A 21,738-nucleotide genomic window follows, 5' to 3' on the forward strand; every position below is an offset into this window, starting at 1 on the left:
AAGTCGACTGGCACTTCACCACCGACGACGCCCGCGTGAAACTGCGCCACCTCTACCCAACCACAAAGCGAAATTAAGCCGCGACGGTCTACTAGAAGCCCGCCACCCGTCCGAAGGAGCACCTGTCATGACCGATCTGGCCATCGCGGCGAACGGGCTGCGGAAGTCCTACGGCGACAAGACCGTCCTGGACGGCGTCGACCTGGCCGTCCCGGAAGGAACGATCTTCTCCCTCCTCGGCCCGAACGGCGCCGGCAAGACCACCGCCGTCAAGATCCTCTCCACCCTCATCTCGCCCGACCCGACCAGCGGCGAGATCCGGGTCGGCGGCCACGACCTCACCGCCGACCCGCAGGCCGTACGCGCCGCGATCGGGGTGACCGGTCAGTTCTCCGCGGTCGACGGCCTGATCACCGGTGAGGAGAACATGCTCCTCATGGCGGATCTGCACCACCTGCCCAAACGCGAGGGACGCCACGTCGCCGCCGAGCTGCTGGAGCGCTTCGACCTCACCGACGCCGCGAAGAAGCCCGCCTCCACCTACTCCGGCGGCATGAAACGCCGCCTCGACATCGCCATGACCCTGGTCGGCGACCCCAGGATCATCTTCCTCGACGAGCCCACCACCGGCCTCGACCCCCGCGCCCGCCACAACATGTGGCAGATCATCCGCGACCTCGTCACCACCGGCGTCACCGTCTTCCTCACCACCCAGTACCTGGAGGAAGCCGACGAGCTCGCCGACCGCATCGCCGTGCTCCACAACGGCACCCTCGCCGCCGAAGGCACCGCCGAGGAACTCAAACGGATCGTCCCCGGCGGACACGTCCGGCTCCGCTTCACCGACCCCGCCGCCTACCGGAACGCCGCCACCGCCCTCGGCGACACCACCCGCGACGACGAAGCCCTCGCGCTCCGACTCCCCAGCGACGGCAGCCAGCGCGCACTGCGCGCCATCCTCGACCGTCTCGACACCGCAGGCGTCGAAGCGGACGAACTGACCGTGCACACACCCGACCTCGACGACGTGTTCTTCGCCCTGACGGGCAGCACCGACCAGCCCAAGGAGACGGCCCGATGACCTCCCTCTCGTTCGCCGTGCGGGACTCGGCCACCATGCTGCGCCGCAACCTGCTGCACGCCCGGCGCTACCCGTCCCTCACCCTGAACCTGCTGCTCACGCCGATCATGCTGTTGCTGCTCTTCGTCTACATCTTCGGCGACACCATGAGCGCCGGTATCGGGGGCGGGGGCCCGGACCGCTCCGCGTACATCGCCTTCGTCGTCCCCGGCCTGCTGCTGATGACCATCGGCAGCACCACGATCGGCACCGCGGTCTCCGTCTCCAACGACATGACCGAGGGCGTCATCGCCCGCTTCCGCACCATGGCGATCCACCGCGGCTCGGTGCTCATCGGGCACGTGATCGGCAGTGTGCTGCAGGCGGTCATCAGCGTGGTGCTCGTCGGTGCCGTCGGTGTCGCCATCGGCTTCCGCTCCACCGACGCCACCGTCCTGGAGTGGCTCGCGGCCTTCGGACTGCTCGTGCTGTTCGCGACCGCGCTCACCTGGATCGCGGTCGGCATGGGCCTGGTCAGCCCGAACGCCGAGGCCGCCGGAAACAACGCGATGCCCCTGATCCTGCTGCCGCTGCTGTCCAGTACCTTCGTCCCGCTCGACGCGATGCCGGGCTGGTTCCAGCCGATCGCCGAGTACCAGCCCTTCACCCCGGCCATCGAGACCCTGCGCGGCCTGCTGCTCGGCACCGGGATCGGCCACAACGGATGGCTCGCCCTCGCCTGGTGCCTCGGCCTCGCGGTGCTCGGCTACTTCTGGTCGGCCTCGAAGTTCAACGACGACCCGAAGTAGCCCCCCTGGGGGCGATGCCCCGCGCGCCAAGGCCGTGGGCCCCCGGGCCCATGCCCCGCGCGCCAAGGCCATGGACCTCGGGCCCACGCTGCGCGCGACAAGGCCGAAACGCGCCCCCGAGCGCGCTCGCGAACCCTTGACAGTGGTTCCACGCGCGTCAAATCTGGGCGCAGACCGCTCGCCCCAAGGGGAGGCGAAGATGCCTGCAGCGCGGGAATCTCTACTGGACGCCGCCTACACGGCGCTCGTGCGCCGGCCGTGGTCCGCCGTACGGATGGTGGACGTGGCCGCGGCGGCCGGAGTGTCCCGGCAGACGCTGTACAACGAGTTCGGCAGCAAGGACGGCCTCGCCCGGGCGCTCGTCAGGAGAGAGGCCGACGGGTTCCTCGCCGGTGTGGACCGCGCCCTCACCGGGCACAGCGATCCCCGCGACCGGCTCACCGCCACCGCCGAGTGGACCGCTTCAGCGGCCCGGGAGAACCTCCTCGTGCGCGCCATGCTCACCGGCTGCTGGAGCGAGCGGCTGCCCGCTCCGTCCCTGACGGCCGTGCCGTCCGCCTCCGCAGTGCCCGCCCAGCGCCGCGCCGACGGGCCGCTGCCCTCACCCGGCGACTTCGTCGCCCTCGTCCGCGACCGGGCCGTCGGCCTCCTGGCCGCCCCCGGCACGGCCAAGTCCGACTCCGCCGACCTGGCCCGCTCCTGCGAACTCGCCGTCCGCCTGGCCCTGTCGTGCGTGGCCGCGCCACCCGGCGAGGGCGGCGTCGCCGAACTGGTCCGCAGCGCTCTTCAACGGCGAGCGGGGTGACGGAGCGTCAGTGTGCCGACCCCGACAACTGCAGCCCGATCACACCGATGATGACGAGACTGATCGACACGATCTTCAGTGTGGACACCAGGTCGCCCAGGAAGATCATGCCGTAGATGGCTGTTCCTGCCGCTCCGATGCCGGTCCACACCGCGTACGCGGGACCCACGTCGAGCCGTCTCAGCGCCAGGGTCAGCAGTCCGAAGCTGCCGAGGGCGAAGATGCAGAACGCGATCGTCGGCCACAGCCGGGTGAAGCCGTGCGACAGCTTCAGACACACCGCGAATCCGGTCTCAAGCAACCCGGCCACGATGACCAGCAGCCACGCCATGAGTCGTCCTCCCGTATCCCACGTTCAGTGACCGCTTCGTCAGTTCCGTCGCGCTCGTCAGACAGTGGCCTGGCTCGCGTCCGGCTTGGGTGCGATTATGCACTTACCGTCCGCACGCCAGGACAAACAACGCGGAGGTCAGTCGCCTTCCTTGCGCTCGCGCGTGGCCAGCAGGCGGCGCAGCGAGTACAACCGCGCCGGATCCGCGTGCCCCTCGGCCACCCACGCGTCCAGCGCGCAGTCCGGTTCGTCGTGGCTGCACGCGCGCGGACAGCCCTCGGTGCCCGGCTCCAGGTCGGGGAAGGCGTGGATGACCTGGGACGGGTCCACGTGGTGCAGGCCGAAGGACCGCAGGCCCGGTGTGTCGATGACCCAGCCATCGCTGCCCGCCAGCGGCAGCGCCAACGCCGAGGTGGTGGTGTGGCGCCCGCGGCCCGTCACCGCGTTCACGTGCCCGGTCGTACGCCGCTGCTCCCTTGGAACCAGCGAGTTGACCAGAGTCGTCTTGCCGACGCCGGAGTGGCCGACGAACGCGGTGATCTTGCCGTCGAGCTGCTCGCGCACGCGGGCGACGGCGGTGCCGTTCTGCAGTTCCTCGCGGCTGGTCACGACGTAGGGGATGTCGAGGTGGCCGTACAACTCCAGCAGTTTGTCGGGCGGGGCGAGGTCCGACTTGGTCAGGACCAGCAGCGGCTCCAGGCCGCCGGCGTAGGCGGCGACCAGACAACGGTCGATCAGCCGGGGGCGGGGCTCCGGGTCGGCGAGGGCGGTGACGACGGCCAGTTGGTCGGCGTTGGCGACGACCACCCGCTCGTACGGATCGTCGTCGTCCGCCGTGCGACGCAGTACGGACGTGCGCTCCTCGATGCGCACGATCCTCGCGAGTGAGTCCTTCCTGCCCGTCAGGTCGCCGACGATGGCCACCCGGTCACCGACGACCGCGGCCTTGCGGCCCAGCTCGCGGGCCTTCATCGCCATGACCACACGGTCCTCGACGAGGCAGGTCAGGCGGCCCCGGTCGACGGTGAGCACGAGGCCCTCGGAGGCGTCCTCGTGCTTGGGGCGGATGTTCGTCCGGGGCCGGGTGTTCCGGCGGCCCGGACGGGTGCGGATGTCGTCCTCGTCGGTGTGCTTGCCGTAGCGGCGCATGACCTGATCCCCGCGTCCTACGCCCCGAGCATCCCGGTCCACAGATCGGGGAAGTCGGGCAGGGTCTTGGCCGTCGTCGCCACGTTCTCGATCTGCACGCCCTCCACGGCGAGCCCGATGATCGCGCCGGCCGTGGCCATGCGGTGGTCGTCGTAGGTGTGGAAGATCCCGCCGTGCAGCCGGCGCGGGCGGATGTGCAGGCCGTCGGCGGTCTCCGTGACGTCCCCGCCGAGTTCGTTGATCTCCTTGGTCAGCGCGGCCAGCCGGTCCGTCTCGTGCAGCCGCAGGTGGGCCACGCCGCGCAGGGTCGACGGGGCGTCCGCGAGGGCCGCGAGGGCCGCGATGCCCGGCGTCAGCTCGCCGACCTCGCCCAGGTCGACGTCGATGCCGTGGATCGAGCCGGAGCCGGTGAACACCAGCCCGTACTCGGTCAGTTCGCAGGAGCCGCCCATCTCGGTGAAGATCTCGCGCAGCCGGTCACCGGGCTGCGTGGTGCGGGAGGGCCAGTCCGGGACGACGACCTTGCCGCCGGTCACCAGTGCCGCCGCGAGGAACGGCTGGGCGTTGGACAGGTCCGGCTCGATGACCAGGTCCCGGCCGAGCAGGGCGCCCGGCGAGACCCGCCAGACGTTCGGCTCGCCGCCCGACTCGGGCGTGTCCACCTGGGCGCCGACCGCGCGCAGCATGTCGACGGTCATGCGGATGTGCGGCATGGAGGGCAGCGTGGCGCCGGTGTGGCGGACCTCGACGCCCTGGTTGAAGCGCGGCCCGGACAGCAGCAGGGCGCTCACGAACTGCGACGAGGAGGAGGCGTCGATGGCGACCGTACCGCCTTCGAGGGCGCCGCTGCCGTGCACGGTCATCGGCAGGGCGCCGCGGCCGTCGTCGTCGATCCGGGCGCCGAGCTGACGTAGCGCGTCGATGACGCCGTTCAGCGGACGCTCGTAGGAACGGGGGTCGCCGTCGAACCGGACGGGGCCGTCGGCGAGCGCGGAGACCGGCGGCAGGAACCGCATCACCGTGCCGGCGTTGCCGACGTCGACCGTGGCCGGGCCGCGCAGGCCCGTGGGGATCACCCGCCAGGCCTCGCCGGTGCCGTCGGGGCCCACGCCTTCCTCGATCTCGATGCCCATCGTGCGCAGCGCCCCGGCCATCAGCAGGGTGTCCCGGGAGCGCAGGGGGCGGCGCAGCCAGCCGGGCTCGGAGGCGAGGGAGGCGAGGACCAGGGCACGGTTGGTGACCGACTTTGACCCGGGCACGTGGACCGTCGCGTCGACGGCTCCGCTCGCGTGCGGGGCGGGCCAGAGGGCGGTGTCTGCGGTGTTCGGGGCCATGGCCCCACTTTATAAGCCAGCCGACTTCCTAGTGCGGCGCCGTCGGCGCCGGTCGCGCCCGCGTGGTGGAGCCGCACACCGCGGGGGGCCACGTGCCCCTCGGCCCGGCCGTCACATCTCCAGCAGCCAGCGCCCGCCGCCGATCAGCGAGCACAACGACACCGCGTGGAAGAGGAAGAACCACAGCCCCGCCGGTACGTGCGTCAGCCGCGACAACTGGTCCGCGTCCGAGTCGCCCGCCCCGCCCCGCGCCCGCTTCGCCTGGAGTTCGAAGGCCGGGCGGACTCCGCCGATCAGCAGGAACCACACCACCGCGTACGCGAACGCCGCCTGGACCTGGGGCCCGGCCAGCCAGGACACCAGCACGAACAGACCGCCGGTGACGAGCATGGTCAGGGCGCCGTAGGCGTTGCGGATCATCACGAGCATGGCCAGGAGCAGGGCAGTGGCCAGCCACAGCAGGAGCGTGATGCGGCCGCCGCCCAGCAGGGCCGCCCCGCCCAGGCCCAGCAGGGGCGGGGCGGTGTAGCCCGCGGCGGCGGTCAGGATCATGCCGATGCCGTGCGGCTTGCCGCGGCTGACGGTCAGGCCGCTGGTGTCGGAGTGCAGGCGTATCCCGGTGAGGGTGCGGCCGGTGAGCAGGGCCACGAGCCCGTGGCCGCCCTCGTGGGCGATGGTGATGGCGTTGCGGGAGATGCGCCACAGGCCGTGCGGGATCACCACGGCGAGTGCGGCGCCCAGAGTCGCGATCACCACCCACAGGTCGGGGTCGGGCTGCGTGCCGGACACCTCGTCCCAGAGGGAGGCGAGCGAGGCGGTTGCGGTGCTGTCCATGTGCGGCGTTGGCTCCCTGCGGTCGGATGGAATCTGGCAGTGTGGCACGTATGTGCGGACGGTATTCAGCGAGTCGTAGGCCAGAGGATCTCGCAGGAATCTTTGAGATCGAGAAGTGGGAGCCCGAGGAGACCCTCGCGCCGGACTACAACGTGGCACCCACCAAAGAGGTCTACGCCGTCCTGGACCGCCCCCTGAAAGACGCGGACGACCCGCGCCCGGTTCGGCAGCTGCGCACGCTGAAGTGGGGACTGGTCCCCTCCTGGTCGAAGACCCCCGAGGGCGGCGCCCGGATGATCAACGCCCGCGCGGAGACCGTCCACGAGAAGCCGTCCTACCGCCGCGCCTTCACCTCCCGGCGCTGCATCCTGCCCGCCGACGGCTACTACGAGTGGGTCACCGGCACCCAGGAGCGCGAGCTGGAGGTCGAGGGCAAGAAGAAGCGCCCCCGCAAGCAGCCCTACTTCGTGACGCCGGCCGACGGGTCGGTCTTCGCGATGGCCGGGCTGTACGAGTTCTGGCGCGACAAGACCCTGCCGGACGACCACCCGCAGGCCTGGTGGGTGACGTGCTCGGTCATCACCACCCAGGCCGAGCAGACCCCGCTCGCGGTCTCCCCGGCCGACGGCCCCCGGGCGCTCGCCGAGATCCACCCCCGGATGCCGCTGATGCTGACGCCCGACCGCTGGGACGCCTGGCTGGACCCGTCCCGCACGGACGCCGACGACCTGCGCGAGCTGCTCGCCCCGCCCCCCGCCGGGCTGATGCGGGCCTACCCGGTCGCCACGGCCGTCAGCAACGTCCGCAACAACGGGCCGGAGCTGCTGAAGGAGCTGGAGGGGCCCGAAGAGGGCACACTCTTCTGACGTGACGCATGTGACGAAGACGGCCCGCACGACCACCGAGACCGTCGAGACCGAGGCCGGAACCGCCCGTATCACCTGGCACCAGGCGAAGAAGGCCCGGCTGGTCCTCGCCGTCAGCCACGGCGCGGGCGGCGGCATCGAGGCCCGCGACCTGACCGCCCTGGCCGAGGTCCTGCCCGCCCACGGCGTGACCGTCGCCCGGGTGGAGCAGCCCTGGCGGGTGGCCGGGAAGAAGCTGGCACCCGCGCCGAAGACCCTGGACGCCGGCTGGCGCGGCATCTGGCCCGCGCTGGCGAAGTCCGGGCTGCCGGTGATCTCCGGCGGGCGCAGCGCCGGGGCCCGGGTGGCCTGCCGCACCGCGACCGGGCTGGGCGCCCACGCCGTGCTCGCGCTCAGCTTCCCGCTCCACCCCCCGGGCAAGCCGGAGAAGTCCCGCGCCGACGAGCTGCTGGGCTCCGGGGTGCCCACCCTGGTCGTGCAGGGCGGCAACGACCCGTTCGGGAAGCCGGCGGAGTTCCCCGAGGGGACGTACGCGCTCGTGGAGATCCCGTACGGGGATCATGGCTTCGCCGTGCCGAAGCGTGCGGACATCTCGCAGGACGCGGCCGTGGCGGTCATCACGGACGCGGTCGTGGAGTGGACCGGGTCACTCGGGTAAAGCTTCGGGAATGCCGGGGCGGCGGTCACTGTTGTGCGGGACGTATGTGCTGCAGACCAGCGCCGACGTCATAGGAGAGGAAGTCCGCCGCATGGGTTCGACCATCTGCCCGACCCGCAGCAGCCGCGCCGACCTGGACTGGACGGTGCTGCACGCGGCCAGGACCGCCCCTGTTCGGGCGGCGGGCGGACCGGATCGTCGTCTATCCTCCGATTCGGGTGAGACCGGTCCCGGTCTCACGAGAACACTCGAGGAGGTGGGTCCGGTCACTGGGACCGACGCAGGGACCGAAAACGGCCGGTCGGAGCAGCCCGAGGGCCAGGGCGGCACGGGCGCGGAGACGGCCGCGGAGCGCAGTGCGCGCTTCGAGCGGGACGCGCTCGAGTTCCTCGACCAGATGTACTCGGCCGCGCTGCGCATGACGCGCAACCCGGCCGACGCCGAGGACCTGGTGCAGGAGACGTACGCCAAGGCGTACGCGTCCTTCCACCAGTTCCGTGAGGGCACCAACCTCAAGGCGTGGCTGTACCGGATCCTCACCAACACCTTCATCAACTCGTACCGCAAGAAGCAGCGCGAACCTCAGCGCTCCGCGGCCGAGGAGATCGAGGACTGGCAGCTCGCCCGCGCCGAGTCGCACATGTCGACGGGCTTGCGCTCCGCGGAGTCGCAGGCGCTCGACCACCTGCCCGACTCGGACGTGAAGCAGGCGCTCCAGGCCATCCCCGAGGAGTTCCGCATCGCCGTCTATCTCGCGGACGTCGAGGGGTTTGCCTACAAGGAGATCGCCGACATCATGGGGACACCCATCGGTACGGTGATGTCCCGGCTGCACCGGGGCCGCCGTCAGCTGCGCGGCATGCTGGAGGACTACGCCCGTGACCGCGGGATGGTCCCGGCCGGTGCCGGAGAGTCGAACGAAGCGAAAGGCTCGGGGTCATGAGCTGCGGAGAGCCGCACGAGACGGATTGCAGCGAAATCCTCGATCATCTCTACGAGTTCCTCGACCGTGAGATGCCGGACTCGGACTGCGTGAAGTTCGAGCACCACTTCGAGGAGTGCTCGCCCTGCCTGGAGAAGTACGGGCTCGAGCAGGCCGTGAAGAAGCTCGTCAAGCGCTGCTGCGGGCACGACGACGTGCCGGGCGACCTGCGGGACAAGGTCATGGGGCGGATCGACCTGATCCGCTCCGGCCAGGCCGTCCCCGAGCAGGACGTCACGGCCTCGCCCGCCACGCCACAGGAGTCCTGACACTCCTGCGCGTTTCAACTACCCCGCCTCTGCAGGGGTAGTCACCCTCGAACACGTCACTCGAACGTGCTAATGCGCGGGTTGTCGCCCCACCAACCCCCCTGCCGCCGCCCTAGGCTCCGATGCCTGACGGACATGGCCGGGGGAGGGGCTCATGGAAGCGGTACCGGCACGGGCACGTGTCTACATCGCCGGTGCCGTCATGGCCGCGCTGCTCTGCCTGCTGCCCCTGCCGGGCGTCCGCGCGCCCTGGTGGGCGGCCGCGCTGCTCGCGGCGCTGTACGCGGGGTGTGAGCGCGTGGCCCGGTCCCGGTTCGTGGGGATCTCGCACCCGGCCGGGACCTTCTACCCCGTTCTGCTCGCCGGCGCCTTCCTGTTGCCGGCGCCCGTCGCGGCGCTGGTGGTCGTGCCCGGCGCACTGCTCTCGCAGGTCACGCAGCGGCCCGTGGCGCTGCGGCGCGTCTGGCGGGCCGCACAGCTCGTCCTCGGGGTGCGGGCCGCGGCCGAGGTGCACCGGCTGCTCGGCGGGCGGGACGCGGTCGCGGCGGGCGACGTCCCGTACGCCCTCGGTCCGGCCGGAGCGGCCGTGCTGGCGTTCTGCCTGGTGCTCGCGCTGCTCGACGGCGGCATCCTGGCCGTGGCGGAGCGGGTGCCGGTACGACGGGCCTGGCGTGGCCTGGTGGCCCGCTCGCTCGCCCCGATCGTCGTGCACGGCCTCGCCGGGCTGATGATGGCCGTCCTGTGGCGCAGCCCCTACGGGCCCGTCTCGGCGCTGCTCGTCCTGCTGCCCATGTGTGTCTCGTGGTGGGCGTTCGCGCAGTACCACCGGGAACGCGCCGCCCATCAGGCGACCATCCGGGCGCTGGTGCAGGCCGTCGACATCAAGGACGGGTACACCCGCGGGCACAGCGAGCGCGTCGGGCAGGCCTCCATGATGATCGCGCGCGAGCTGGGCATGGCCGACGATCGCGTGGAGGTGCTCCGCTTCGCCGGGATCCTGCACGACGTGGGCAAGCTGGGCGTGCCCACCCGGCTGCTCAGGAAGGACGGGCCGCTGACACCCGAGGAGCGGCGGGTGATCGAGCTGCACCCGGAGTACGGGCACGAGATGGTGCGCGGCATCGGCTTCCTCGGCGAGGCCCGCGCCGCCGTGCTGCACCATCACGAGCGGCTCGACGGCAGCGGCTACCCCTACGGCCTGGTGGGCCGTCAGATCCCCGAGTCCGCACGGGTCGTGGCCGTCGCGGACGCCTTCGACGCCATGACCTCCACCCGCAGCTACAGCAGGGCCCGGCCCGTCTCCGTGGCCCTGGCGGAGCTGGAGCGCTGCGCGGGCAGCCAGTTCGACCCGGTGATGGTCGCGGCGCTCGTCGAGGCCGTCGGGCGCACGGGATGGCACCCCGCCGTGACCGCCGACGAGGAGGAGACCCGCCCGTCCCGCGTGCCCCCGCCCGGCACCCGCCTGGCCGGCCGTCCGGGAGCGCACCGATGAGCGCCCACCGGCCGCCACCGCTCCTCAGCCTCGTCCACGCCTGCGCCGCCCTCTTGGCGACCGGCTCCCTCGCCGTCACCTTCCACCACGGCCTGGCCGAACCCCGGGTCGCCCTCGCCTTCGGCGTCCTCGTCACCGTCGGCGAGCTCACCCGGCGCAACGGCGCCCGGGTCCGGGAGCCGGCACCCCTCGGGGCCGCCGCGGCCCTCTCCTACGCCCTGCTCGGGGAAGCCGGCGGACGGGCCACCCACCACGGCCCCGCCCAGGTCGTCGCCGTCGTGCTGGCCGCCTCCCTGCTCGGCAGCGTCCCGCACGTCGCGCGCGGGCAGGGGCCCACCCTCGACCACCTGGCGCGCCGCGTGCTCACCGTCGGATTCGTCGCCGTGTGCTTCCAGCCTCCGTACAACCGGGGCATGTTCGACGACTGGGGCGGTCCCGCCTACGCCCTGCTGCTCCTCGCGCTGCTGTCCCTGACCGCATGGTGCGACGCGGTGTTCGCCGCCGCCCTGGCCCACACCCGCACCGGCTGGCCCTTCGGGCCGGCGCTGCGGGACGAGCTGCGGGCCGTGTACGGCATCGGGTCCGCCGTCATCGCGACCGGGGCGGTGATGGCGCTGGCGGTCGCCGTGGTGGGGCTGTGGGCGCTGCCCGTCTTCTCCGTGCCGCTGCTGCTCGCCCAGATGGCGTTCCGCCGGTACGCCGCCGTCCGGGCGACCTACCGGCAGACCATCGCCTCCCTCGCCCGGGCCACCGAGGTCGCCGGATACACCCCGGCCGGGCACGCCCGGCGCGTCGCCGTGGTCAGCAAGGCGGTGGGGCGTGACCTGGGGCTGACCGAGCCCGAGCTCGCCGTGCTGGAGTACGCCGCGCTCATGCACGACATCGGCCAGTTGAGCCTCGTCGACCCCGTTCCGTCGGGCGCCACCGCCGCGCTGCCCGCCGCGGAGCAGCGGCGGATCGCCCTGCTCGGCGGAGCCGTCGTACGGCAGACGGGCGTCGACGAGGCGGTGGCCGTGGTCGTGGAACGGCAGGCCGACCCCTACGCCGAGCAGCCGCTCGCCGCGCGAATCGTCCGGGCCGTGAACGCGTACGAGGAGAAGTCCCGGGAAGGAGGGCCCGGCGGGCCGCTGACGGCGCTGGAGGAACTCCGGCTCGCCACCGCCGGGACGTACGCCCCGGAGGTGGTGGAATCACTGGCCCGCGTACTGGCAAGGAGCAGTCTGACCCTGCCCGTGGCTGGGTAACCCATGGGTAATGAGCGCCCTCGAGGCCGTACGTGGTTGGATGCGAAGGAGAAGGTGTCCGGGGGCTCGAAACACAGCTACGGCCAGCCCACCGCACGGAACTGGCAGGCGGGAATCGTGAGGATCTTCGGCAAGGGACGGCACCGGCCCTCCGCCTCCTGGCGGCAGGCCACGGACCGGGCGTTCACCCTCATCGGCGACGGCCGGTACGAGGACGCAGGCGCACTGTTGACACGTGCCGCCGATCTGGAGCCCTGGCTTTCCGAGTCCTGGTTCAACCTCGCGCTGCTGCACAAGTTCCGGCACGACTGGGAGCAGGCGCGGGCGGCCGGACTCAGGGCCGTGGCGCTGCTCGACCGTGACACCGGCGCGCCCGACTGGTGGAACGTCGGTATCGCCGCGACCGCGCTCCAGGACTGGCCGCTGGCCCGGCGCGCCTGGCAGGCCTACGGGCTGCGGGTGCCCGGGGCGGCCAACGACTCCGGTGAGCCCCTCGGCATGGACCTCGGCAGCGCGGCCGTACGGCTGTCCCCGGAGGGGGAGGCCGAGGTCGTGTGGGGGCGGCGGCTGGATCCCGCGCGGATCGAGGTGCTGTCCATCCCGCTGCCGTCGTCCGGGCGGCGCTGGGGAGAGGTCGTCCTGCACGACGGGGTGCCGCACGGGGAGCGGACGACCGCCGCCGGGCACACGTACCCGGTGTTCGACGAGATCGAGCTGTGGGCGCCGTCGCCGGTGCCGACGTGGGTGGTGCTGCTGGAGGCGGCGACGGAGGCGGACCGGGACGCGCTGGAGCAGCTGGCCGCGGACGCCGGGTTCGCCGCGGAGGACTGGTCCTCGTCGGTGCGGTTGCTGTGCCGGATGTGCTCGGAGTCCCGGATGCCGTCGGACGAGGGCGACGGGGAGCATCTCGATCCGCACGATCACAGTGAGCCGGGGCATCCCGGGCCGCTGGGGCACCGGACGGACGGGCAGCTGTGGGTTCCCGAGCGGGAGTGCGGGTTGGCAGCGCCGGCTGCGCTGGTCCGGGGGTTGCTGGACGGGTGGGTGGCGGACAGTCCGGATTCCCGTGACTGGCGGGATCTGGAGGAGGTCTGTTAGCGCCGTTGCCGGGTGCGGCTGCGTCGTGGTTGTCCGCGCGGTTCCCCGCGCCCCTCAGGGGGCGCCTTCCCCGTACCCTGTATCAGCATCCCGGGTTGGATTTGTTCAGGAAGGCGTACGGACGTCATGGCTCAGCAGGACACCGATCAGCAGCGCGCGGGCGTGCTCCCCGTCGATGACGAGGGGTACGTGATCGACACGGAGGACTGCGAGGAGCGCGAGGCTGCCTGGCGGGAGCGGGGGACCTCGCGGCCGATCACGGTCGTCGGGAACCCGGTGCTGCACAAGGAGTGCAAGGACGTCACCGACTTCGGCGAGGAGTTCCAGCAGCTCGTCGCGGACATGTTCGCCAGCCAGCGCACCGCCGAGGGCGTGGGCCTCGCCGCCAACCAGATCGGCGTCGACGCGAAGGTCTTCGTCTACGACTGCCCCGACGACGAGGGCGTCCGGCACACCGGCGTCGTCTGCAACCCCGAGCTCGTCGAGCTGCCCGCCGACAAGCGCCGCCTGGACGACAGCAACGAGGGCTGCCTGTCGGTGCCCACGGCGTACGCCCCGCTCGCCCGGCCGGACTACGCCGAGGTGACCGGGCAGGACGAGAAGGGCAACCCGATCAAGGTGCGCGGCACCGGATACTTTGCACGGTGTTTGCAGCACGAGACGGACCACCTGTACGGCTACCTGTACATCGACCGGCTCTCCAAGCGCGAACGCAAGGACGCCCTGCGGCAGATGGCCGAGAACGAGCCCCGCTACCCGGTCGTGGCCAACGACTGAGACCTCAGCCTCACCAGGCGCACGGCGTCTGTTCGGGTTCCCCACCCCGAACAGGCGCCGTGCAGCTGTGTCGTTCGACTGTCCGTCGCCCGTTCGCTCGCTTCTGCTCTCCAGGTGATCCGCCGGTAGTCACACAGAGGGAGGTTCCCGGCACTGTGGGGTAGCGAATGAAGCAAATGCGTTCCCAGAACGGTCAGTTGTAGTGCTGAATGGGATGAGCGGGGTATGCAACGGCGCACGCCCGGCACGAAGGGAGGGGCGCCCGCGCCAACTGGCGGCTGAGAGGGGTTAGTTCGTGCATGCTTTGTCACACGGCACCACATCGACACCGGTCACGATCGCAGTTCCACCGTCGCTCTCTCTCCCGGCGATCGAGGCGGAGTTTCCCCGGCAACTCCACCCGTATTGGCCGAAGTGCCAGGAGAAGACCCGGGCCTGGCTGCTGGAAAAGCGGCTCATGCCGGCGGACAAGGTGGAGGAATATGCCGACGGCCTTTGCTACACCGACCTCATGGCCGGGTACTACATCGGCGCCTCCGACGAGGTCATGCAGGCGATCGCCGACTACAGCGCGTGGTTCTTCGTCTGGGACGACCGCCACGACCGCGACATCGTGCACGGCCGTCCTGTCGCCTGGCGGCGGCTGAGGGACCGGCTGCACGTGGCCCTCGACTCCCCCGGAGAGCACCTGCACCACGAGGACCCACTGGTCGCCGGGTTCGCGGACAGCGTGCTGCGGCTGTACGCGTTCCTGCCCCAGACGTGGAACCTCCGGTTCGCCCGGCACTTCCACGCGGTGATCGACGCGTACGATCGGGAGTTCCACAATCGCACCCGGGGAATCGTCCCGACGGTCGAGGAATACCTGCAACTGCGCCGGCTCACCTTCGCTCACTGGATATGGACGGACCTGCTGGAGACGACGGCCGACTGTGAACTTCCCGACGTCGTCAGGAAACACCCGGCGTATCGGCGGGCGGCGCTGCTGAGCCAGGAATTCGCCGCCTGGTACAACGACCTGTGCTCACTCCCGAAGGAAATCGCGGGCGATGAGGTGCACAATCTCGGAATCAGTCTCATCACCCATGAGGGGCTGACTCTGGAACAGGCCGTCGTGGAAGTCAGGCGCCGAGTCGAGAAAAGCATCACCGATTTCCTCGATGTCGAGCAGGAAGCATTGCGGTTCGCCGACGGCCTCGCCGACGGATCTGTGCGGGGAAAGGAACTGAGCGCCGCCGTGCGGGCCTGCCTGAGCAATATGCGGAACTGGTTCAGCTCCGTCTACTGGTTCCACCACGAGTCCGGCCGGTACATGGTCGACAACTGGGACGACCGGTCGACGCCCCCGTACGTCAACAACGAAGCGGCAGGTGAGAAATGACCGTCGAGTCTGTGCAGCCCGAAACCCCGACGGCCGTGGAACTGCGCGAGCCGCCCCGGGCGGGCGGCGGTGTCCCCGTGCTCGGGCACGGCTGGAAGCTGGCCCGCGATCCGCTGGCCTTCATGTCCCGGCTGCGCGAGCACGGCGACGTCGTGCGGCTGAAGCTCGGGCCGAAGACGGTGTACGCGGTCACCGCCCCGTCCCTGACCGGCGCCCTGGCGCTGAGCAACGACTTCATCATCGCCGGGCCGCTGTGGGAGTCCCTGGAGGGCCTGCTCGGCAAGAAGGGCGTGGCCACGGCCAACGGCCCGCGCCACCGGCGCCAGCGGCGCACCATCCAGCCCGCCTTCCGGCTCGACGCGATCCCCGGCTACGGCCCGATCATGGAGGAGGAGGCACACGCGCTCACCGAGCGCTGGAAGCCCGGCGAGACGATCGACTGCACGTCCGAGTCCTTCCGGGTGGCCGTGCGCATCGCGGCCCGCTGTCTGCTGCGTGGCGAGTACATGGACGAGCGGGCGGAGCGGCTGTGCGTCGCCCTCGCCACCGTCTTCCGTGGCATGTACCGGCGGATGGTGGTCCCGCTCGGACCGCTCTACAACCTGCCGCTCCCGGCCAATCGCGAATTCAACCGGGCATTGGCCGATTTGCATCTCCTCGTCGACGAGATCGTCGCCGAGCGCCGGGCATCCGGTCAAAAGCCGGACGATTTGCTGACGGCATTGCTGGAGGCGAAGGACGAGAATGGCGACCCGATCGGGGAACAGGAGATCCACGATCAGGTCGTCGCGATCCTCACCCCCGGCAGCGAAACCATCGCCTCCACGATCATGTGGCTGTTGCATATGCTCGCGGAGCACCCCGAACACGCCGACCGGGTGCATGCCGAAGTGCAAGCCGTCACCGGTGGGAGGCCGGTGGCATTCGCAGACGTCCGACGACTCAGGCACACCAACAATGTCGTCGTCGAGTCCATGCGTTTGAGCCCGGCCGTCTGGATTCTGACCCGTCGGGCGGTGCGGGACACGGAACTCGGTGGATACAGTATTCCGTCCGGGGCGGACATCATCTACAGCCCGTACGCGATCCAGCGCGACCCGAAGTCGTACGAGCGGCACCTGGAGTTCGACCCCGACCGCTGGCTCCCGGACCGGGTCAAGGACATCCCGAAGCACGCCATGAGCCCCTTCAGCGTCGGCAACCGCAAGTGCCCCAGCGACCACTTCTCCATGGCCCAGCTGACGCTGGTCACGGCGGCGCTGGCCACGCGGTACCGCTTCGAGCAGGTGGCGGGGTCGAAGGACGCCACGCGCGTCGGGATCACGCTGCGGCCGCACGACCTGCGGGTGCGGCCGGTGGCGAGGTGAGGGCACCCGGGCTCAGGCCGCCTCGGGACCCCTGAACGTCCGCCGGTAGGCGTTCGGGGTCGTCCCGACCGCCCGGACGAAGTGGTGGCGCAGTGTGGCCGCGTTGCCGAACCCCGTTCGGCCGGCGATCGCGTCCATGGTCTCGTCCGTCGCCTCCAGCAGCCGCTGGGCCAGCAGCACGCGCTGGCGCAGGATCCAGCGGTAGGGAGTGGTCCCGGTCTCCTGCTGGAAACGGCGGGCGAAGGTGCGCGGAGACATGAGGGCGTGGGCGGCGAGCTGCTCGACGGTCACCTCCTCGTCGAGATGGCGCTCCATCCACGCCAGCACCTCGCCGATCGTGTCGCCCTCGGGCTGGGGGAGCGGGCGCTCGATGTACTGGGCCTGGCCGCCGTCGCGGTGCGGCGGCACCACCATCCGCCGGGCGATCTTGTTGGCGACCTCGGTGCCCTGCTCCTTGCGCACCAGGTGGAGGCATGCGTCGATGCCGGCGGCCGTGCCCGCGGAGGTGATCACCGGATCCTCGTCGACGTAGAGCACGTCCGGCTCGACGACCACCTGCGGGTACAGCCGGGCGAGGTCCTTCGCGTGCTTCCAGTGCGTGGCGCACCGGCGGCCGTCCAGCAGTCCGGCCGCGGCCAGCACGAAGACACCGGAGCAGACGCTCAGCACCCGCGCGCCGCGGTCGACCGCGCCGCGCAGGGCGTCCAGCAGCTCAGGCGGGAAGTCCCGGGACGCGTAGCTGTGCCCCGCGGGCACGGCGATCAGGTCGGCCGTCTCCAGCCGCTCGAGACCGTGCTCCACCTGGAGCGAGAAGCCCGAGTTCATCCGCAGCACCGGGCCCTCGGCCGAGGCGACCGCGAAGTCGTAGACCGGCAGGCCCTCGTCGCTCCGGTCCGTGCCGAAGACTTCGCACACCACACCGAGTTCGAAGGGGTTCACGCCGTCGAGGAGGGCGACGGCCACGTTCTGCAGCATGGATCCAGTGTGCCTCGCCGTTGGCAGTAATTCGAGGGTCTACGGCAGTACTGCCACTGACGGTAAGGAGCGATCGGCGCGACAGTGGTGTCCATGAACACGAACCAGATCGAAGCACTGATCGGACTGACCGCCACACTAGGGATCCTGGTGCTCCTGATCCTCCCGTCCGTGATCGGCCTGGTGCGCGAGCGGCGCATCGACCGGCAGATCCGGGAGGCTCAGGAGGCCCGCGGAGAGCTTCCGGCTCAGAAGTCCTCGTCCAGGTCGACGGTGCCCTCCACCGCCACCTGGTATGCGGAGGGCCGTCGCTCGAAGAAGTTGGTCAACTCCTGAACCCCCTGGAGCTCCATGAAGGAGAAGGGGTTCTCCGAGCCGTAGACCGGAGCGAAGCCGAGGCGGGTGAGCCGCTGGTCGGCGACGCACTCCAGGTACTGCCGCATCGACTCGGTGTTCATGCCCGGCAGGCCGTCACCGCACAGGTCGCGCGCGAACTGCAGCTCGGCCTCGACGGCCTCCCGGAGCATGTCCGTCACCTCCTGCTGGAGCCGGTCGTCGAACAGCTCCGGCTCCTCCTTGCGGACGGTGTCGACCACGTCGAAGGCGAAGGACATGTGCATCGTCTCGTCGCGGAACACCCAGTTGGTGCCGGTGGCCAGGCCGTGCAGCAGGCCCCGGCTGCGGAACCAGTAGACGTACGCGAAGGCGCCGTAGAAGAACAGGCCCTCGATGCACGCCGCGAAGCAGATCAGGTTGAGCAGGAACCGGCGCCGGTCGGCCTGGGTCTCCAGCCGGTCCAGCTTGTCCACCGAGTCCATCCACGTGAAGCAGAACGAGGCCTTCTCCCGGATGGACGGGATGTTCTCCACGGCCGAGAAGGCCGCCGCGCGGTCCTCCGGGTCGGGCAGATAGGTGTCGAGCAGCGTCAGGTAGAACTGGACGTGCACGGCCTCCTCGAAGAGCTGACGGCTCAGATACAGCCGCGCCTCGGGGGAGTTGATGTGCTTGTACAGCGTCAGCACCAGGTTGTTCGCGACGATCGAGTCGCCCGTGGCGAAGAAGGCGACCAGCCGGCCGATCAGGTGCTGCTCCGCCGGTGACAGCTTGGCGAGGTCGGTGACGTCCGAGTGGAGGTCGACCTCCTCCACGGTCCAGGTGTTCTTGATGGCGTCCCGGTAGCGCTCGTAGAAGTCCGGGTAGCGCATGGGGCGCAGGGTGAGCTCGAAGCCGGGGTCGAGAAGGTTCTGGGTGCTCATTACTGGCAGGCCTCGCAGGACTCGGGGTTTTCCAGGGAGCAGGCGACCGCTTCGGGGTCCGGGGTCGTCTGCGCGGGGACGGTGGCCTGGGCGGCGCGGGCGATGCGGGTCGCCGGGCGCGAGCGCAGGTAGTACGTCGTCTTCAGCCCGGACTTCCAGGCGTAGGCGTACATGGAGGAGAGCTTGCCGATGGTCGGCGTCTCCAGGAACAGGTTCAGGGACTGGGACTGGTCCAGGAACGGGGTCCTGGCCGCCGCCATGTCGATCAGGCCGCGCTGTGGGATCTCCCACGCCGTGCGGTAGAGGGCGCGCACGTCCTCGGGGATCCAGGCGAAGTCCTGCACCGAGCCGCTGGCCTCGCGCAGGGCCTCCCGGCTGCGGGCGTCCCACACGCCGAGCCGCTTCAGCTCGTCCACCAGGTAGGAGTTGACCTGGAGGAACTCGCCCGACAGCGTCTCGCGCTTGAACAGGTTGGACACCTGCGGCTCGATGCACTCGTACACGCCCGCGATCGAGGCGATGGTGGCCGTGGGGGCGATCGCGAGGAGCAGGGAGTTGCGCATGCCGGTCGTGGCGATGCGCTCGCGCAGGGCCGCCCAGCGCTCCGGCCAGGTGAGCTCGACGTCGTAGTGGTCGGGGTGCAGCACGCCCCGGGCCGTACGGGTCTTCTCCCAGGCCGGCAGCGGGCCGATGGGGGTCCCCCCTGCACCGGAGCTTGTCGTAGGTGTTCGGGGGCGCTCGGCCAGGTCGGCGGAGGCCTCGTACGCGGCGAGCATGATCCGCTCGGCGATGCGGGTGGAGAGGGCCTTGGCTTCGGGCGAGTCGAAGGGCAGGCGCAGCTTGAAGAAGACGTCCTGGAGGCCCATCGCACCGAGGCCGACCGGGCGCCAGCGGGCGTTGGAGCGGCCCGCCTGCTCGGTCGGGTAGAAGTTGATGTCGACGACCCGGTCGAGGAACGTCACGGCCGTACGGACGGTCTCGTCCAGCCGCTCCCAGTCCAGGTCGCCGGTCGATGTGTCGACAAAGGAACCCAGGTTGACCGAGCCCAGGTTGCAGACCGCGGTCTCCCCGTCGCTGGTGACCTCCAGGATCTCCGTGCAGAGGTTGGAGGAGTGGACGACGTGACCCGGCTCGGCCGTCTGGTTGGCGGTGCGGTTGGCGGCGTCCTTGAAGGTCATCCAGCCGTTGCCGGTCTGCGCGAGGGTGCGCATCATGCGGCCGTACAGCTCACGGGCCGGCAGGGTCTTCCTCGCCAGGCCCTTCGCCTCGGCCGCCCGGTACGCGGCGTCGAACTCCTCGCCCCACAGGTCGACCAGCTCGGGCACGTCCGAGGGGGAGAACAGCGACCACTGCGCGTCGGCGTTCACGCGCCGCATGAACTCGTCCGGCACCCAGTGCGCCAGGTTCAGGTTGTGCGTGCGGCGGGCGTCCTCGCCGGTGTTGTCGCGCAGCTCCAGGAACTCCTCGATGTCGGCGTGCCAGGTCTCCAGGTAGACCGCCGCCGCGCCCTTGCGCCGGCCGCCCTGGTTCACCGCGGCGACCGAGGCGTCGAGGGTCTTCAGGAACGGGACGATGCCGTTGGAGTGCCCGTTGGTGCCGCGGATCAGCGAACCGCGGGCGCGGATGCGGGAGTAGGCGACCCCGATGCCCCCGGCGTGCTTCGACAGCCTGGCCACCTGGTGGTACCGGTCGTAGATGGAGTCCAGCTCGTCCTTGGGGGAGTCGAGGAGGTAACAGGACGACATCTGCGGGTGCCGGGTGCCCGAGTTGAAGAGGGTGGGGGAGGAGGGGAGGTAGTCGAGGCGGCTCATGAGCCCGTACAGGGACGCCACCTCCTCCAGCGCGCGGGTGGTGTCGTCCTCGGCGAGGCCGCTCGCCACCCGCAGCATGAAGTGCTGGGGTGTCTCGACCACCTTGCGGGTGATCGGGTGCCGGAGCAGATAGCGGCTGTGCAGCGTGCGCAGGCCGAAGTAGCCGAAGCGGTCGTCGGCGCCGGTGTCGATCAGGGCGTCGAGCCGGGCCGCGTGCAGCCGTACGAACTCGGCGGTCCGGTCGGCGATGAGGCCCTCGCGGTGGCCGACCGCCACGGACTCGGTGAAGGACGTGACGCCCTGCGAGGCGGCCTCCTCGCGGATGCCGATGGTCAGCAGCCGGGCGGCCAGCCGGGAGTAGGCGGGGTCCTCGGAGATCAGACCGGCCGCGGCCTCCGTCGCAAGCCCCCGCAACTCCGCTTCGTCCGCGGCGGCGGACCGGCCGCGCAGCGCGGCGGCGGCGACCCGGCCGGGGTCGGCGTCGGGGAGGTCGGCGGTCAGCTCGGTCAGGGTCCGCAGCAGCGCGGTACCGGGAGCGTCGTGCTCCTCCTCGGCGGCTGAGACCGGTTCGGCTGGCGCGATGGTCACGTGGGGCTCTCCCTCGCTCGGCACGGGGCCTCGTCGAGGGCGGGGGGCAGCACACGAGCGCACGCGGCGTCGCGTCCACCGGCCCATTCCACGAGGCCCGGACGTCAGGGCACACCGGCCGGGTGGCCGGGTGCGCTGTCGGCAGGTCCTCGGACTGACTCCCGTGCGCCTATATGGGCATGGGTACACCGTTGCGGGACAGTTCCGGATTCCCACCGGATTCCCCTGCGGCGACAGCGAGCATGAGCATACATCTTGTGCCGGGCTCGGTCGGCACCCCCAGATGTTGTGTCGCGGTGGTGTCGGAGCGTCAGCTGATGGATGAGGAGAGTGATCCCTCGGGGCATGTCCCACCGGGTTGCGGGGCGCCTTGGAGTGCTTTCCATGGAAGTAGGTGCCGGCGCCCGTCAGATCCTCCGCAGCGGGAACCCTCTCGGAGGGAGCAAACGCCATGACGAGGGCCGTCCGTCGCACGCCGGGCAAGGAGCGGCCGCGCAACGCGCCGACGGTGACAGTGATCTGCGCCGGGCGGCAAAGTGGACCAGCCGCGGCTTCGTCGGCCACTGGCACAGTCTGACCATCCGTCTTGAGGCCCGAGGCACCACCCGCCCGAAGAAGGGACGGGCGCCCCGACGAGGTCGAGGAGCGCATG

At 70.8% G+C, this 21,738-nt stretch carries 20 protein-coding genes and 1 riboswitch; of the genes, 13 read left to right on the forward strand and 7 right to left on the reverse strand.

Annotation, left to right across the window (positions count from 1 at the left end; all coding sequences use genetic code 11):
• Positions 1-127: 127 nt before the first annotated feature.
• The 3 genes from HDC93_RS24830 (at position 128) to HDC93_RS24840 (ending at position 2,674) form a co-directional block, all read left to right on the forward strand.
• On the forward strand, positions 128-1,081 hold the full coding sequence (locus HDC93_RS24830) for an ATP-binding cassette domain-containing protein (RefSeq protein WP_185013062.1): 954 nt from the start codon (positions 128-130) through the stop codon (positions 1,079-1,081).
• Complete coding sequence (locus HDC93_RS24835) at positions 1,078-1,869, forward strand: ABC transporter permease (RefSeq protein WP_185013063.1); 792 nt, start codon at positions 1,078-1,080, stop codon at positions 1,867-1,869. The genes HDC93_RS24830 and HDC93_RS24835 overlap by 4 nt, the downstream gene beginning before the upstream one ends.
• Before the next feature lie 199 nt (positions 1,870-2,068).
• Complete coding sequence (locus HDC93_RS24840) at positions 2,069-2,674, forward strand: TetR/AcrR family transcriptional regulator (RefSeq protein ID WP_185013064.1); 606 nt, start codon at positions 2,069-2,071, stop codon at positions 2,672-2,674.
• Between the two features lie 7 nt (positions 2,675-2,681).
• On the opposite strand, the gene HDC93_RS24845 is transcribed toward HDC93_RS24840, so the two are convergent.
• The 4 genes from HDC93_RS24845 to HDC93_RS24860 form a co-directional block, all read right to left on the reverse strand.
• Positions 2,682-3,005, reverse strand: coding sequence for a multidrug efflux SMR transporter (locus HDC93_RS24845; RefSeq protein ID WP_185013065.1), 324 nt, complete (start codon positions 3,003-3,005; stop codon positions 2,682-2,684).
• Positions 3,006-3,143: 138 nt separating this feature from the next.
• On the reverse strand, positions 3,144-4,154 hold the full coding sequence (rsgA, locus tag HDC93_RS24850) for a ribosome small subunit-dependent GTPase A (RefSeq protein WP_185013066.1): 1,011 nt from the start codon (positions 4,152-4,154) through the stop codon (positions 3,144-3,146).
• Between the two features lie 17 nt (positions 4,155-4,171).
• Entirely contained in the window at positions 4,172-5,488 is a 1,317-nt protein-coding gene (gene aroA / locus HDC93_RS24855) for a 3-phosphoshikimate 1-carboxyvinyltransferase (protein WP_185013067.1), read from the reverse strand.
• Between the two features lie 111 nt (positions 5,489-5,599).
• Complete coding sequence (locus HDC93_RS24860) at positions 5,600-6,322, reverse strand: M50 family metallopeptidase (protein WP_031108059.1); 723 nt, start codon at positions 6,320-6,322, stop codon at positions 5,600-5,602.
• Between the two features lie 50 nt (positions 6,323-6,372).
• Between HDC93_RS24860 and HDC93_RS24865 the strand changes: the two genes are divergently transcribed.
• The 10 genes from HDC93_RS24865 to HDC93_RS24910 all read left to right on the forward strand — a co-directional run bounded on the left by HDC93_RS24865 (position 6,373) and on the right by HDC93_RS24910 (position 16,456).
• Positions 6,373-7,188, forward strand: coding sequence for an SOS response-associated peptidase (locus tag HDC93_RS24865; RefSeq protein ID WP_185013068.1), 816 nt, complete (start codon positions 6,373-6,375; stop codon positions 7,186-7,188).
• Position 7,189: 1 nt separating this feature from the next.
• Positions 7,190-7,846 carry an alpha/beta family hydrolase gene (locus tag HDC93_RS24870; RefSeq protein ID WP_398986324.1) on the forward strand — a complete coding sequence of 219 codons (657 nt, stop codon included), beginning with the start codon at positions 7,190-7,192 and terminating at the stop codon, positions 7,844-7,846.
• 256 nt (positions 7,847-8,102) lie between these two features.
• Positions 8,103-8,789, forward strand: coding sequence for an RNA polymerase sigma factor SigR (gene sigR / locus HDC93_RS24875; RefSeq protein ID WP_031108063.1), 687 nt, complete (start codon positions 8,103-8,105; stop codon positions 8,787-8,789).
• Positions 8,786-9,097 (forward strand): mycothiol system anti-sigma-R factor, encoded by a 312-nt coding sequence (gene rsrA / locus HDC93_RS24880; RefSeq protein WP_031108065.1) that lies wholly within the window; start codon positions 8,786-8,788, stop codon positions 9,095-9,097. Before sigR ends, rsrA begins: the two co-directional genes overlap by 4 nt.
• A gap of 154 nt (positions 9,098-9,251) precedes the next feature.
• Positions 9,252-10,589: an HD-GYP domain-containing protein gene (locus HDC93_RS24885; RefSeq protein WP_185013069.1), complete on the forward strand. Its 1,338-nt coding sequence runs from the start codon at positions 9,252-9,254 to the stop codon at positions 10,587-10,589.
• The gene (locus tag HDC93_RS24890) at positions 10,586-11,833 is read left to right on the forward strand and encodes an HD-GYP domain-containing protein (protein ID WP_185013070.1); all 1,248 of its coding nucleotides are present in this window, start codon (positions 10,586-10,588) and stop codon (positions 11,831-11,833) included. The genes HDC93_RS24885 and HDC93_RS24890 overlap by 4 nt, the downstream gene beginning before the upstream one ends.
• 117 nt (positions 11,834-11,950) lie before the next feature.
• Positions 11,951-12,931: a hypothetical protein gene (locus HDC93_RS24895; RefSeq protein WP_031108068.1), complete on the forward strand. Its 981-nt coding sequence runs from the start codon at positions 11,951-11,953 to the stop codon at positions 12,929-12,931.
• Positions 12,932-13,057: 126 nt separating this feature from the next.
• Positions 13,058-13,708 carry a peptide deformylase gene (def, locus tag HDC93_RS24900; protein ID WP_185013071.1) on the forward strand — a complete coding sequence of 217 codons (651 nt, stop codon included), beginning with the start codon at positions 13,058-13,060 and terminating at the stop codon, positions 13,706-13,708.
• Positions 13,709-14,003: 295 nt separating this feature from the next.
• Positions 14,004-15,089, forward strand: coding sequence for an epi-isozizaene synthase (gene cyc1, locus HDC93_RS24905; RefSeq protein ID WP_185013072.1), 1,086 nt, complete (start codon positions 14,004-14,006; stop codon positions 15,087-15,089).
• Positions 15,086-16,456, forward strand: a complete 1,371-nt coding sequence (locus tag HDC93_RS24910; protein ID WP_185013073.1) for a cytochrome P450 — start codon at positions 15,086-15,088, stop codon at positions 16,454-16,456. The genes cyc1 and HDC93_RS24910 overlap by 4 nt, the downstream gene beginning before the upstream one ends.
• A gap of 12 nt (positions 16,457-16,468) precedes the next feature.
• Here HDC93_RS24910 and HDC93_RS24915 read toward each other — a convergent pair whose 3' ends face one another.
• The 3 genes from HDC93_RS24915 to HDC93_RS24925 all read right to left on the reverse strand — a co-directional run bounded on the left by HDC93_RS24915 (position 16,469) and on the right by HDC93_RS24925 (position 21,086).
• Entirely contained in the window at positions 16,469-17,431 is a 963-nt protein-coding gene (locus HDC93_RS24915) for a GlxA family transcriptional regulator (protein WP_185013074.1), read from the reverse strand.
• 248 nt (positions 17,432-17,679) lie between these two features.
• Entirely contained in the window at positions 17,680-18,687 is a 1,008-nt protein-coding gene (locus HDC93_RS24920; RefSeq protein ID WP_185013075.1) for a ribonucleotide-diphosphate reductase subunit beta, read from the reverse strand.
• Complete coding sequence (locus HDC93_RS24925) at positions 18,687-21,086, reverse strand: ribonucleoside-diphosphate reductase subunit alpha (protein WP_185013076.1); 2,400 nt, start codon at positions 21,084-21,086, stop codon at positions 18,687-18,689. Before HDC93_RS24925 ends, HDC93_RS24920 begins: the two co-directional genes overlap by 1 nt.
• Before the next feature lie 122 nt (positions 21,087-21,208).
• Positions 21,209-21,343: riboswitch (cobalamin riboswitch) on the reverse strand.
• Positions 21,344-21,738: the final 395 nt, after the last annotated feature.

It is taken from the genome of Streptomyces sp. AK010, assembly GCF_014207295.1.
Taxonomy (GTDB): Bacteria; Actinomycetota; Actinomycetes; order Streptomycetales; family Streptomycetaceae; genus Streptomyces; species Streptomyces massasporeus.